Origin of the sequence: Flavitalea plasmicola (assembly GCF_030546645.1) — a bacterium.
Classification (GTDB): domain Bacteria; phylum Bacteroidota; class Bacteroidia; order Chitinophagales; family Chitinophagaceae; genus Puia.
The window spans coordinates 145,637-160,376 of the sequence record NZ_JAUOTO010000004.1 but is presented as its reverse complement, the minus strand read 5'-3'; the positions used below and the strand labels follow the sequence as shown (position 1 = coordinate 160,376).

10 protein-coding genes are annotated in these 14,740 nt (G+C 52.2%); 4 read left to right on the top strand and 6 right to left on the bottom strand.

Annotation, left to right across the window (positions count from 1 at the left end; translation table 11 throughout):
• Positions 1-3: 3 nt before the first annotated feature.
• Positions 4-1,395: an allantoinase AllB gene (gene allB, locus Q4E93_RS14945; protein ID WP_303586487.1), complete on the bottom strand. Its 1,392-nt coding sequence runs from the start codon at positions 1,393-1,395 to the stop codon at positions 4-6.
• Positions 1,396-1,433: 38 nt separating this feature from the next.
• Between allB and pucL the strand changes: the two genes are divergently transcribed.
• Together pucL and Q4E93_RS14935 are read left to right on the top strand one after the other, a co-directional pair.
• On the top strand, positions 1,434-2,279 hold the full coding sequence (gene pucL, locus Q4E93_RS14940; RefSeq protein ID WP_303586485.1) for a factor-independent urate hydroxylase: 846 nt from the start codon (positions 1,434-1,436) through the stop codon (positions 2,277-2,279).
• 99 nt (positions 2,280-2,378) lie between these two features.
• Positions 2,379-4,976: a PAS domain-containing sensor histidine kinase gene (locus Q4E93_RS14935; protein ID WP_303586483.1), complete on the top strand. Its 2,598-nt coding sequence runs from the start codon at positions 2,379-2,381 to the stop codon at positions 4,974-4,976.
• On the opposite strand, the gene Q4E93_RS14930 is transcribed toward Q4E93_RS14935, so the two are convergent.
• Genes Q4E93_RS14930 through Q4E93_RS14910 form a run of 5 tightly spaced genes read right to left on the bottom strand, consistent with a single transcriptional unit; the run spans position 4,977 to position 10,415 of the window.
• The gene (locus Q4E93_RS14930) at positions 4,977-5,963 is read right to left on the bottom strand and encodes an XdhC family protein (protein ID WP_303586481.1); all 987 of its coding nucleotides are present in this window, start codon (positions 5,961-5,963) and stop codon (positions 4,977-4,979) included. It lies immediately after the preceding gene.
• Positions 5,932-8,202 carry a xanthine dehydrogenase molybdopterin binding subunit gene (locus Q4E93_RS14925; RefSeq protein ID WP_303586480.1) on the bottom strand — a complete coding sequence of 757 codons (2,271 nt, stop codon included), beginning with the start codon at positions 8,200-8,202 and terminating at the stop codon, positions 5,932-5,934. Before Q4E93_RS14925 ends, Q4E93_RS14930 begins: the two co-directional genes overlap by 32 nt.
• 11 nt (positions 8,203-8,213) lie before the next feature.
• Entirely contained in the window at positions 8,214-9,761 is a 1,548-nt protein-coding gene (locus tag Q4E93_RS14920; protein ID WP_303586479.1) for an FAD binding domain-containing protein, read from the bottom strand.
• 8 nt (positions 9,762-9,769) lie between these two features.
• Positions 9,770-10,249 carry a nucleoside deaminase gene (locus tag Q4E93_RS14915; protein ID WP_303586477.1) on the bottom strand — a complete coding sequence of 160 codons (480 nt, stop codon included), beginning with the start codon at positions 10,247-10,249 and terminating at the stop codon, positions 9,770-9,772.
• Between the two features lie 40 nt (positions 10,250-10,289).
• Complete coding sequence (locus tag Q4E93_RS14910) at positions 10,290-10,415, bottom strand: hypothetical protein (RefSeq protein WP_303586475.1); 126 nt, start codon at positions 10,413-10,415, stop codon at positions 10,290-10,292.
• A 253-nt stretch (positions 10,416-10,668) separates the two neighbouring features.
• Here Q4E93_RS14910 and susR point away from each other — a divergent pair, with 253 nt between their 5' ends.
• On the top strand, positions 10,669-12,294 hold the full coding sequence (susR, locus tag Q4E93_RS14905; RefSeq protein WP_303586473.1) for a SusR family glycan utilization regulator: 1,626 nt from the start codon (positions 10,669-10,671) through the stop codon (positions 12,292-12,294).
• A 59-nt stretch (positions 12,295-12,353) separates the two neighbouring features.
• On the top strand, positions 12,354-14,732 hold the full coding sequence (locus Q4E93_RS14900; protein ID WP_303586471.1) for an ABC transporter permease: 2,379 nt from the start codon (positions 12,354-12,356) through the stop codon (positions 14,730-14,732).
• Positions 14,733-14,740 lie beyond the last annotated feature (8 nt).

The window sequence follows — 14,740 nt, the reverse complement described above, 5'->3', positions numbered from 1 at the left end:
CTGTCATATCACCACCCTCCCTCTATTGAGTCGTACGCCCCCTTCCTTATCAAATATTTTTTCCCCTCTCAGCCAGGTCTGTTCCACCACTCCGTTTAATTCCTCCCCCAGGTAAGGTGTCCCCTTATGTCGATGCAGCAGGCCCTCCCGCTCCACCCGGAATGATCCCACAGGGTCCCATATTACGAAGTCCGCGCTATATCCACGTGCGATCTTACCACGCCGCCCCGCTTCACCCACCAGCAACGCCGGCGACGCACACATCCACCGCGCCAGTTCCCCTGCCTCAAACCCTCTCCGCCTGGCTGCCGTCCATACAACCGGGAGCGACAGCTGCAAGGAAGCAATACCACCCCACGCCCTGGTAAGATCACCCCCCTCCGGCTCTTTCATCGCCGGAGGCGCCGGAGAATGATCCGTAGCCACAAAGTCGATCACCCCCTCCCGCAACGCTTCCCATAATGCCGCGTTATTCTCCCGCTCACGGATAGGAGGCGCGCATTTGAAATACGTCTCCCCGTCTCCGATATCCTCCGCTGAAAAATATAAATAATGCGGCGCCGTCTCCACCGTCAATGGCAGCCCCCGCTCCTTCGCCTGCCGGATAGCCCCTATTGCCGCCGCAGATGACAGGTGAACGATATGCGTACGGCACCCATATTGCGCACACAACCTTATCATCAGGTCGATCGCATCGACTTCCCACCTGGCAGGTCGTGACAAAAGATAATTCCTATATGATCTGGGATCCCTATCCATTCCCCCTCTACCCCCACTTGTAGCTTGTAGCTTGTAGCTTGCAGCTTGTATCTCCCCGCTTGCAGCTGTTCCCGCCCCTTCCAACTCGCAATGTACCAATAAAGGCAATCCATGCGCAGCAATGATAGGTATCACCTTGTGCAGATCAGCCTCCGTCACATTAGGGAACTCATCGATCCCGGAATGAGTGAGAAATGCTTTAAAACCCAATACGCCACGCCCGATCAGCGCTTCAATCTCATGCTCATTTCCCGGAACTACGCCACCCCAAAAACCACAGTCGCAATGCAATCGCCCTTCAGCAGCTTCCCGCTTCCGGTCAAACGCCGCCCCGGTGGTAGTCACAGGTGACGAGTTCAGCGGCATATCCACCAACATAGTGAGCCCCCCTGCCGCCGCCGCACGCGTTGCCGTGTCAAACCCCTCCCAGTCCGTCCTCCCCGGCTCATTGATATGCACGTGCGGATCGATCACCCCCGGCATGACCACCGAATCCCCCACCTCCACCAGATCCATGCCTTCCGCCATCGCCAACCCCCCGACAACCCCCGTTATCATCCCACCCTCTATGAATAAAGTAGCTTCCCTGACCCCGTCGGGCAGGATCACACGCTTGCTATGTACAGCAGTCTTCATTTATACTGAGAAGTTAAGAATAATATTTATATTGGAGTATGGATATCCGGTTAGATAAAAATGCTTACGGGAAAAACGCGATCAATCTCTCCAGGATCATTCGCCACCCGGACAGGCACGAGATCCGGCACATCTCCGTCGATATCTCCCTCTCCGGGGACTTCGAAGACGTACACACCGCCGGCGATAACACAAAAGTCCTGCCCACCGATACCATGAAAAATACAGTGTACGCACTGGCCAAAGATCACTTCACCGCCTCCATCGAAGCATTCGGCCTTTTCCTGGCGGATTACCTGCTCTCCAATAACCCCCAGGTTACTGAAGTGAGAACAAGACTCACCGAATATTCCTGGACCAGGATGACCTTCAACGGAACCCCACACCCCCATTCCTTTGTCAACGGCGGCTCCGAAAAACATGTCGCCCTCATCACCAGGAACCGGCAGGCCACCATCCTGTCCGCAGGCATCAACGACCTCCTGATCTTAAAAACCACCGACTCCGGCTTTGAGAACTATATCAAGGATAAATACACCACCCTGAAAGAGACAAGCGACCGTATCTTTTCCACCGAGTGCGACATCACCTGGATCTATGAGAACCTTCCCGCGAACCCCGATCACCTATACGCTGCAATAAGAGAAGATCTCCTGCAAACCTTCTCCAACCACAAAAGCCTCTCCGTACAGCACACCCTCTATGCCATGGGTGCCAACGTCCTGAAAGACTTTCCCGAAGTAAAAGAGATCACGCTGAAAATGCCCAACAAACATCACATCCTTTTCAACCTCCAGCAATTCGGCATGGACAATAACAACGAGGTCTTCATCGCCACTGACGAACCTTACGGATACATTACAGGCACCCTGACAAGGAACTAAACATGTAGCCTGTCTCCCATTACATTTTTCTCCTATTTATTTTGTTATTACAAATAAATTTAATAAATTCATCCCGACCTATCCTGAAAACCCTAGTGCATGCCAACTGATAGTAGCTTAGTAAATGATAGGTCCGATATCTCCCTTCATTCTGTTCCCGGCTTCCGGGAAAAGATATTCCCAGCGATACTCAACACCTTGGAAGAACCCTTGTTTCTGCTGGACGATAGCTACAAGCTCGTCTGGCACAACACTGCATGCGATGAGATTTACTACACGGTATCAGGCAGACACCTGGGCGTAAATTTTGATTTTAACGAGCTGCTTACAAAAGAGCAGCAGCCGCTGTTCATGGAACACCTCGCCACAGTGACAGGAGGCCAACGGGTCCATTTTGAATGGAAATACCAGATGGCCGTTACCAAATGGCTGAGCGTTTCTCTATACCCCTTCCTGTCCGGCGATGGAAAATATGCAGGTATTTGCGGCAGCCTTCGCGATATCACCGAAAAAAAGCTCAATGAGCTGGCGCTGCAGCAGGCTCTGCGGCACCAGGATTATATAAATGCAGTCATCAATAATATCCCCGAAGGCGTTTTACTCATCGACAACAGCTTCAGGATACTCACATTCAACCGGCGGGCAATCCACCTGTTCGGCCGGATCAATACAATAGTACAAATAGGCGACAGTTTTATCGACCTGCTGCCAGAACATCGGAAAGCGCCGGCACGACAATACCTGACCTCCGCCCTGTCAGGTGTCCCCGTCGAATATGAGGTAGCGTACGATGACAGCTTATGGCTGTTTATAAATTATATGCCGGTAAAAGGAGAGGATGGGACCATTCAGCAGGTAAGCATCACCTTTCGCGACATTACAGAAAGGAAAAAAGCCGAAGAGCAGATAAGGGCCGACGAAATTAAATACCGGGCCCTCGTCAATTCATTGAGCGAAGGCGTCATCCTGCAGACCCTGGATAAGCAAATACTCACGATCAACCACAACGCTGCAGCCATACTGGGCATGCCGGTGGACGAGCTGAAAGAAAAAGGTTTCCCCTATCCCGGCTGCGTCCTGGTCGATGAGCATGAAAAGGAAATAACCCACGAAGGCCTTTTCTATAAAACCAACGGAAAATTGCATGCTGTTAAAAATAAGATCATCGGTATACAGAAAAAGAATGGCATACAGTGGCTCAAGCTGAATTCAGGCATCGTTACCCACACCCCTCAGAAAGAGCCTCATGCTATTGTTATTTCCTTCCAGGATATTACAGAGCGAAAAAGGATCCTGGGCGAAATGGAAGTGCTTGCACTACTGGCGCGGGAGACGGTGAATGCAGTATGTATTTTGCATCCCAATGGAGAAATGTTGTGGATGAATGAAGGCTTCACACGGCTAACAGGCTACTCGGCCGAAGAGCTGATGGGAAAAAGTTCAAGGGCTTTCCTCAACGGCCCCGAAACTGATATGGCCGTTATGAAAAAGGCCGCCTATTGCAGGGAGAACGGCCTGCCCATGCTGGAGGAATTCCTGATCTATACCAAAAAAGGCAAAAAGGTATGGACAAGAGCGCAGGGACAGGCCATCAGGCAGGCCAATAGCGCTGTCGCCAACTATTTCCTCATCGTGACAGATATCACCGAGGAAAAAAAGATCCTGGAAGAACTGGAAGTACTGTCGCTGGTAGCCAGGGAGACCAACAACGGCGTAGTCATCTTCGACAAGCAGTCGGGGAATACCATATGGGTAAATGAAGGGTTTACCCGGCTCACCGGGTTTACAGCGGAAGATATAATAGGTAAAAACCCCGTCGCGACGATCCAGGGCCCCGAAACTGACCTCCGTCAGCTGCAGAGCTGGGCCGATAGAATAAGCAACGACCAATCCTACAGCGGCGACCTCGTCACCTATACAAAAGACGGCCAGAAAAGGATCCATCATATCACAGGACAGCCGCTTAAAAACAAAAAAGGCGAGATCACCCGGTATTTCGCCATTGGCTACGACATTACAGAAAGACGCCGTATGGAAGAGGAAAGGCTGCAAAATGAGATCGAACAGCAGAAGAAGATCACAGGCGTCATTCTCCAGACGCAGGAAGTGGAAAGGAATCAATTAGGAAGGGAGCTGCACGATAATATCAACCAGATCCTGGCCGCCATACGCATGCAGTTGTCTTTCAGCCTGGATAATTTTTCCATCTGTAAACCCATACTTATACAATGCCGGGAAAATATCATGGAAGCGCTGGAGGAAACCCGCAGGTTGTCGCATAGGATGGTAATGCCTCGTTTTTCAGAACGCGCTTTGCCGCAGGCGCTGAAAGCGCTCGCCGACAACTATCAGTATACGCAGGCCATTGTGCTGGAAACAGGGGACTGGAGCGACGACCGGGTAGCTGTCAGCATTAAAGAAACTTTTTTTAGGATATCCCAGGAACAGCTGAGCAATATATACAAACACGCAAAGGCCACGCAGGTCACTATACGGATAAGAACAGACCTGGCAAATGCCATGCTTTCCGTTGAAGACAATGGGGTAGGCTTCGATCCCACGGAAAAGAAAGGCGGCATTGGCATCAGTAATATCCGCAGCCGGACAGAATTCCAGGGAGGAACAGCTCAATTTATCTCCGCTCCGGGTAAGGGCTGCGCGCTCTTCGTAAATATCCCGTTGGCCGGTGTCCATTGATCACACCCCATGCTTCACCTGCACGATCTCCGCCGCAATGCTCACCGCAATCTCCTCCGGCGTCTGACTGTGTATAGACAATCCCGCCGGCCCCCGCACTCTGCGCAGCCATTCCTCCGGGATCCCCTCCGCCCTGTACCCTTCCATCATCCTTGAAACCTTGGCCTTGCTGCCCAGTAGCCCGAAATACCGGAACTCCATCGGCAACAGCACCCGCATGGCCATGTCATCCGTCCGGTAGCCCTGCGTCATCACCGTCACATAGTGATGCGAAGGCCCGGCGCCTATTAACCCGCCAAGCTCCCCATAATCACTTATCAACACCTTCTCATGCACATACTCGTTCCGCAAAAGCGTATCCAGGCCCTCCCTGTGATCATAAATAGAAATATAAAAATCCATCGTCCGCATCAGCCGCGAGAACGCCAACGCACAATGGCCCGCCCCGACGATGAACAAACGATCCTTATAACCGGTCTTCTCCTCATACACCCAATCCTCGCCTGGCAAAAAATAAAAATCCCTGCCCGGAACCTCCGGCAGGAATTCCATCCCGGATGACGACAACCGAAGACATCCGCTGCTATAGCTTTCTATCGACCCCACCAACCTCCGGACGGTCGTCATATCCCTGTCACCCAAACTCAGCAAGACGATCGTCTGTTCCCCCGAACAGATCATCCCGCTCTGATCCCTTGCCACCTCCTTGTCATGCACCTGCCGGCGCACCGAAAGCAGATGCTCCCCACGGCGTAGACACTCCTTCGCCATCTCTGTAAACTTATGTTCCATGATCCCTCCCCCGATTGAGCCCTCCATCTCGCCCTCCGCATTCACCACCATAAAGAAGCCCTGCCTTCCCGGACTGCTGCCCTTGCTTTCCAGCACATACAACAGCAAGGCCGGAACACCACGCTGCATACTGGAAAATGCCAGTCGCCAGGCCAACAGCTTCCTATCCTGGTACATGCTCCAATTTCTTGTCATAGAGTCCCATCAATACTTTTTCCGGTGTCAGCGGAGTGGAAAATGGAAGATCCGTCGAAGGGTTGAATGCCCTGATCGCCTGACGCAAGGCAAAATAAACGCCGATGCCATACATCAACGGAGGCTCACCCACCGCCTTGCTGCGAAAGATCGCCAGGTTATCCCGCTGGGTATGAAGAAAATCAATGCTGATCTCCTCCGGCACGGAATAAATATCCGGCACTTTGTAAGTAGATAATGTATTGGACCGCAACCGTCCCTTCTCATCATAGATCACCTCCTCCATGGTCATCCAGCCAAGGCCCTGCACGATCCCGCCCTCCATTTGCCCCCGGTCGATCAACGGGTTCATGCTGGTCCCAAAGTCATGGACGACTTTGACGGCGTCTATAACATACCTCCCCCGCAGGCAATCCAATGTAACGGTGACAATGGCCGTACCATATACGTGATAGGCGAACGGATGCCCCTTCTCCTTCGAAGGATCGAAATGAATGCCCGGAGTGGCATAATGCGCATGTTCCGACAGGCTCACGCGCCTGACAAAAGCAGCCAGCACTAATTTTTTCCAGTCCAGCTCCGTCGCCGCACCAGACACCCATACCATCCCCTCTCTCCATTCAACATCCTCCACCGCAACCCCCAACTCCGCCGCCGCCACTTCCTTCAATCTGCGAAGGATCTCCACACAAGCCATTTGCACGGCCTTGCCATTCAGATCAGCCGTCGCGCTGGCCGCCGAAGGAGAAGTGTTGGCGATCTTAAAAGTACTGGTAGCCTGTATCCTCACTGATCCGGGATCTATGGAAAATACCGCCGCCGCCACCTGTAACATTTTGGTGTTAACGCCCTGCCCCATCTCCACCGCACCGGTCGTCAGGGAAACGCTGCCGTCCGTATATACATGCACCAGCGCTCTGGCCTGGTTCATCAATGTCTTGGTAAATGAAATGCCAAAACAGACCGGCATAAATGCAATTCCTTTCTTAAAAAGCCTATTGCTTCCATTGAATGCTTCGACCTCCCTTCTCATCGACTGGATGTCATACAGATCCTCCGCCTTCTGCCAACAGGCATGCGCTTCGCTTTCCGCCAGCTGTCCGTAAGGAAATATATCCCCCGTCCGGTGCAGGTTCTTCTTTTGGATCACCGCGGCATCCACTCCCAAACCCTCCGCCACCTTTGCTATCGCCGCCTCGATGACATACATGCCCTGCGGACCGCCAAATCCCCGGAAAGCCGTATTGGGAGGTAAGTTCGTCCGGCAGCTGTAGGCGGTAGCCCTGACATTCGGAATGAAATACGAATTTGTACAGTGGAAAAGCGTTCTTTCCAGCACAGCCGGCGACAAGTCAGCCGCCGCACCGGCATTCTGGTAAAAGGTCACTTCGTAAGCAAGTATCTTCAGATCTTTGTCCACCCCGATCCTGAAGTCCGAAGAATAAGGATGCCGCTTCCCCGTCATCACCATGTCATCCGTCCGGGGCATCGCATATTTCACAGGCTTTTTAAGATGAAGACAAGCCAGCGCACACAAGGCAGCCCAGACATTGGCCTGGTCCTCCTTGCCTCCAAAACCACCGCCCAGCCTCGTCACTTCGATATCCAATGCATGCATCGGCAAAGCCGTCACCTTGGAGATGGCCCGCTGTACAGCTGTCGGCGCCTGCGTGGAAGAATACACACGTATGACATCATTTTCCAGCGGCATCGCATATGCGCCCTGCGTTTCTATATATAGATGTTCCTGCCCATTGGTATCTGCCCGCCCCTCGATGACATGCTCGCATAATGACCAGGCCTGGTCTACATCCCCGAGCCGGAAAGTCCTCGGCGGAACGATCAGCTCGCCATTTGCCTGCGCCACCCGCGGGTCCGTGACCACGGGCCATGGCTCGATTTCCACCTTTATCTTTTCCACTGCGTGCCTGGCCGCATCCTCCGAAACAGCTACCACAAATGCCACCGGCATCCCGCAAAAATGTACATGATGCTCTGCAAATAATGGTTCGTCCGGTATGATCCCCCCTATTTGGTTCTCTCCCTTGATGTCCTGGAAAGTAAATACGCGGACCACGCCCGGGGTCTCCTCCGCTCCGCTGACATCCAGCCGTCGGATAAATCCATGCGCCACCGGCGAGCCATAGACGGCGCCGAACAAGGTCCCCCGCAGCAAAGGGATATCATCCAGGTAAATGGACTCCCCCCTCGTATGTCCCGTAGAATCGATGTTCTTCATGATCCTTCCATTTATATTTCCAGCAGCGCCTCAACGGACAGGCCGGGAAACAATGTCAAAAAATGTCCTTTGATCAGCTGGCCCAGCAACAGCCGCTTATACGCCTCCGTCCCCCGGGCATCACTGATAGGTCTGATCTCGCCATCAGCGCTCTCCAAAACTTCCGCCACCAGCCCCTCGTCCACCCGACGCCCCTTCATCAGCAAAGAGGTGCCTTCCAAATACGCTGGCACCGGTCCGACACCGCCTGCCGAAAGATGCCCTTCTGTTATCACCCCTCCCTCCATCTTCACCAACATCGCCGTATTCACACTGGCAATATCCAGACAGGTCCGCTTGCTCACCTTTTCAAAATGGAAAAGCCCCCGCCCTCCCGGAAGATCAAAAGACACCTTTTCAACGAATTCTTCGGGCCGCTTATCCAATGTCTTATATTTCTTAAAGAATTTCCGCAGCGGCAGCTCCCGCCTTGCAACGCCATCGCTCAACGTTAACGACGCATCCAACGCCAGGAAAAAAATGGTGAGGTCACCTATCGGCGAGGCATTGACAAAGTTACCGGCCACCGTGGCGATATTACGTATAGGTGTAGACGAGATCAGCCGGGCATAGTGCTCAAATCGCGGAAAAGCCTGTCGTATTACGGGAGATTCCATTAGGTCCGTCACCGTAGCAGCCCCGCCGATGACACATCGCCCCCCTTCCTGCACGATACCTTTCAATTGGTCTCCCACAGTCAAAAAACCAATATCAGCTCCCACCATGGCCGCATGCTGCTGCACATAAAGATCCGTCCCTCCACCCAAAAACCTTCGCCCTCTCGTATCCAATCCATTCCTTCCACTTGCAGCTTGCGGCTTGTAGCTTGCAGCTTCCTCTCCCTCACTCGCAGCTGCTCTCACCGCTCCATTCGGCTCCAATGCCAACTCCGCCATCCGCTTAGGGATGTCCAAAAAATATTCCGGCAAGATCCCTTGCTCCACCAAAAACCTCATCTTATCCAATCCCCCACTTGTAGCTTGCAGTTTGTAGCTTGCAGCTTCCCCCCCACTTGTAGCTCGCAGCTCACCGCTCACAGCTTCCTTCAGCAGATCATTCATCCTATCCAACGCCCGCTCGATCGACTTATATCCCGTGCAGCGACAGATATTCCCATCCACAGCAGCCCGCGCCGCCGCCTGCGTCGGGGCATGGCCGCTCAGACAAAATCCCGCCATCGAAACGATAAACCCGGGCGTGCAAAAACCGCATTGCGTTCCCCCTTCCTCGCAAACAGCCTGTTGCAGGGGATTCAACCCCTCCATGTTCATACCTTCGATCGTCACTACATGCTTCTGATGAACATTCCCCAGGGCGGTCAGGCAGGAAGTGACCGAACGGTAAACCATCCCCCCTCCCGTCAATTCCCCGATCAGAACCGTACACGCCCCACAATCCCCCTCCCGGCATCCGATCTTGGTGCCCGTCAGGTGCTCCCGGTAACGCACAAGGTCTAACAGCAACATGCCCGGCGGTTCATCCGCCGCGATGAGCTTACTATTGAGAATAAATCGTATCATTGAATAGATCAGTACAACTTCTTGTCACCCATGGTCTTCCACGACCTGAATACAGCCGCCGCTTCATCCAGCGACTCATGACTGAAAGGGATTTTCCTGTCCCCCGGAGGAACATTGATCTCTATGTATATGAAAGCATCGTCAAACCCTGCATCCGCAGCCTCGTGCCGCGTACTGGCATACACCACCCTGCGTGGCCGGGCCCAATACAGCGCCCCCAGACACATAGGACATGGCTCACAGGAAGTGTAGACATCACAGTCCGTCAGCTGGTAATTACCCAGGCGCCGGCAGGCATCCCGTATCGCTACCACCTCCGCATGCGCCGTAGGATCGTTCGTCGAAGTCACCTGGTTGCACCCCCTCCCCACTATCTCTCCATCCTTGACGATAATACACCCAAAAGGTCCTCCCACACCGTCCTTTATTCCTTGATTTGCCAGTTCTATCGCTTGTTGTAAGTATTTCCTGTCATTTTCCGAAGCCATATCTACAATTTACATAAAATTCTCGCTAAAACCATTCGTATTACAGTAATCCCTTTTGGATCCGGAACAAAAGATCCAGCCCAAATCCCCCTATCAGCATCCGCTCCTTGCGATCCTCCGGCAGCTGCTGCGTCCAGTCGACAAAGCCGCCATCTGCCTTTCCCATTCCTGCCCCGCCACGTCGATGTTACTCATAAATTGAAGAAATCCATCCACTTCTGGGGAAAATCTTCCCCAGTCATTCCCCGGTTTTATGTGGATATTAATTTTCTAAAGGGAGCAATCTATTGGACCATCTTTTGCGTATAATATATCGGCTTTTAATAGGATATTGGATTTTAGCAACGGCCTGGATATCTATCTGGGCTTTTTTTTGCCCTTGCATCCCCAAGGTCCAACTGCGCATATTACATTTGTGCATGCGCCATCGACTGCTTCCTGTACTATTATTAGCCTTATGCCTGACAACCTATTGTCAAAATCATCCTCCCCTTGATCTGAGTGACCTCAACCAGGCCATCGAGGCCGCCTCCCGGTATGACGCCGAAAAATTCCGAAAGATCGAATTATTAAAAAAGGACCTTCTGTCATCAGGTCCCGACGACAAAGAGCTCCTTTTCCGGCGCTACCAGCCCCTGTACGAGGAATACAAGGTATTTAACTACGATTCTGCCTCCTTTTATGCCCGGAAATTACAGGAAATAGCTTTGCTCCTGGACGACCCCGCCCGCATCGTATACGCCCGCCTCAAAACAGGCTTCTGCCTCCTGTCCTCCGGTATGTTCAGGGAAACCCTGGATTCCCTCAACGAAATATCCATAAAAGGCGCCCCTGATAGCCTGAAAGCAGAATATTATGCCCTGATGGGACGCTACTACTATGACCTGGGAGACTTCGACAACGACGCGAACTATACACCCGTATACACCGCTAAAGGCAATCTGTACATGGACTCCGCCTTGCAGTTGTACGCCCCCGGCTCCTTTTTCTCCACTTATTACAAAGGGCTGAAAGAGATAAAATCCAACCATCGCCAGATAGCCATGGTCGAACTCTGGCAGCTCCTCAGCCGCCCGGACCTCTCCGATCATGAGCTCGCCGTCACCGCCTCCACCCTCAGCGATATCTATATTTACAACGGTCGGCCCGATACTGCCATCCAGCTCCTCATCCGGGCAGCCATCGCGGATATCCGGTCCTGCACCAAAGAGACTGCCGCAATTTTCAACCTGGCCCAGCTCCTCTATAAGAAAGGGGATGTAAAAAATGCTTCCTCCTATATCGAAGCCGCAATCCGGGACGCCAGCTTCTATGGGGCCCGCCAGCGAAAGGTGCAGGTCAGCGCTATCCTCCCGCTCATAGAAGGCGAAAAGATCAGCCGCGTAGAAGGGCAAAAAAGAACCCTTATCACCTATTCAGTCATCACCACCCTCCTGCTGCTGATCGTCGTCACCCTCGCCATCATCATATTCCGGCAGGTCAGCAAGCTCAAAACAGCGCAAAGAAAGATTACCGAAGCGCACGAGAAAGTCCAGGCCGTCAACCAACGGCTGATGGAAACCAACAACAAACTCTCGGAAGCCAATAAGATCAAGGAAGAATATATCGGCTACTTCTTCAACGCCGACTCCGAATTTTTTGCGAAAATTGAAAAATTCAAAAAATCGCTGGAACAGAAAATAGCCTATCGCAAATGGGACGACCTCATCACCCTGGTGAACAATACCAATCTGAAAAAAGAAAAAGAAGAGCTGCTGCAGAATTTTGACAAGATCTTCCTCAAGCTCTTTCCCGACTTCATTCAAGGCTTCAATGCCCTCTTCCGGGAAGAAGACAGGGTACAGTTGAAAGACCACGAGTTCCTCAACACGGACCTGCGCATCTTCGCCCTCATAAGAATGGGCATCCATGATAATGAAAAGATCGCCCGCATCCTCGAATACTCCGTCAATACCATCAATACCTATAAGACCAGGATCAAGAACAAATCCATCGTCCCCAACGAAGCCTTCGAACAAAGGATCATGGAGATCAAAACACTTTAGCTTTAATTTAACGTCCGCATTGGCCGGTTAGCTTTATCTTAAGAGCTCAACCACCGCCTATGCTGAGCAACTATTTCAAGATCGCCTGGCGCAATATCACCAGCAATAAGATCTACGCTTTCATCAACATATGGGGTCTTGCACTTGGCATCTGCGCCTGCCTGACCATTTATATTATCACCCATTATGAGCTCAGTTTTGACACTTTCCATCCCGGCAGACAATCCATTTACAGGATCATACACGAAAAAGAGCACAATGGCGGCGATAAACATTCGGAAGCCTCCGTCCCCCCGACCCTTCCCCTGGCAGCTCGCAAGGCTATACCCGGATTGGAGGTCATAGCAGCATATCACAAACTATCAGCATCCACCGTCATTACAGAACCCGGCTATTTCTCCATCTTCGCTTATGATTGGCTGGCAGGCAATCCCGCCACAGCGTTGAATACGCCTTTTAAAGTGGTCATCTCGGAGACGAGCGCCCGCAAACACTTTGGCAGCACACCTCCCGGTGAGATCATCGGTAAGGAAGTTGTATACAATGACTCATTGCGGGTCCTCGTATCCGGAGTGATAAAAGATTGGAAAGGCAACACCGACTTCCCTTTTACAGACTTTATTTCATTCGGGACGATCCAAAGCAGCTTCTTAAAGAAAGACATCCGCCTCGATGAATGGGGAAATGGAGAAATACCCTGGACGTCAAGGGCTTTCGTAAAATTAAGCCAAGGCACGACACCCGCACAGGTCAATGCCCGCCTGGCCGCATTGATCAAAGATCGGATCCGCCTTGAACCGGAAGAAAAACTGTCCCTTTCATTGCAGCCGCTGTCGGACATCCATTTCAACGCCAAAGTGGATGACGGCAATGCAAAAGCCCATATGACGACGCAGTATATCCTGATGGGGATCGCGATTTTCATCCTTTTATTGGCAGTGGTCAATTTCGTTAATTTATCCACGGCCATGTCCATACGGAGAGCCAAGGAAGTAGGCATACGGAAGGTCCTGGGCAGCAGCCGGGCCAGCCTCACCCGCCTGTTCCTGATCGAGACAGGACTGCTGACCCTTTTTGCAATGGTTATAGCCGTTCTCCTTGTCAACCCATTGCTCAGGTTGTTCCATTCAATGGTCCCCGACGGCCTGAGCTTCCGCCTTTTCAGCCCGGACATGATGCTGTTCCTGGTGCTGATCACACTCGTCACCACTCTTTTATCCGGACTGTACCCCGCCAGGGTCTTGTCCAGGCATACTCCGGTCCTCTGCCTCAAGGGAACCGCAGCTCAAAAAGGCGGCGAAAAATGGTGGCTTCGAAAAGGTCTGATCGTTTTTCAGTTCACCATTTCGCTGATCTTTATCATCAGCACCATCATCATCAGTCGCCAGATAAGTTACATGCGCACCGAAGACCTCGGCTTTTCATCCGATGCCATACTCACCCTCGATACCGGCATGGGGGACACTACCCAAAGGCCAAAAATTCTCGCCGAAAAGCTGCGGCAGTTGCCCGGGGTAAGCATGGTTGCACGGCAATCCTTCAATCCCATCACTGATTTTCATACGACGATGCCCTTACAATACAAGAGCAAGACCATAGTGGAGATACCCGCTGCCCTGCAGATCGCCGACGAGCATTTTATCCCATTATATCAGATGAAAATATTGGCAGGTAGTAACCTGAGGCACGCCGACGGCCTGAAAGAATTTGTCATCAATCAATCCATGTCCCGGGCATTGGGCTTCACTGACCCCCACGACGCCATAGGTCAATCGCTCTACATGGGCGATCACGCCTTTCCCATCATCGGCGTTGTCGCCGACTTCCATGAATATTCCTATCATGAACCCATCCGGCCGGTCGTCATGGCAGACATGTCCGCACCGGAGACCAGTATAGCGGTGAAGCTGACCCTGGCCGGACAACACATGGTTAACCTGAAGGACATCCTGAAAGAAATAGAACAACAGTGGAAAGATATCTACCCTCGCACTCCCTTTAATTACACCTTCCTCGATGACGCGATTGCCAGGATGTATGACAAGGAAACAAAGACCGCCTTCCTGATAAACACCGCCATGATCATCACCATCTTTATTTCCTGCATGGGCTTATTCGGACTCTCGATGTTCTCCGCCAGGCAAAGGACAAAGGAAATGGGTATCAGGAAAGTCCTGGGCGCCAGCGTAGCCAATATTGCTTATATGCTGAGTAAGAGCTTCGTTTCTCTGGTCGCGATAGCCATCCTCATAGCTTCTCCCATCGCATGGTATTGCATGCACCACTGGCTGCAGCATTTCGCCTACCGCGCCGGCATCAGCCCTTGGACCTTCGTCGCGGCGGGCTTCGCCACACTATTCATTGCATTACTCACCGTCAGCTTCCAAACGATCAAAATGGCGCTGGTAAATCCTGCTAAAACCCTCCGGACAGAATAAAAAGCCCC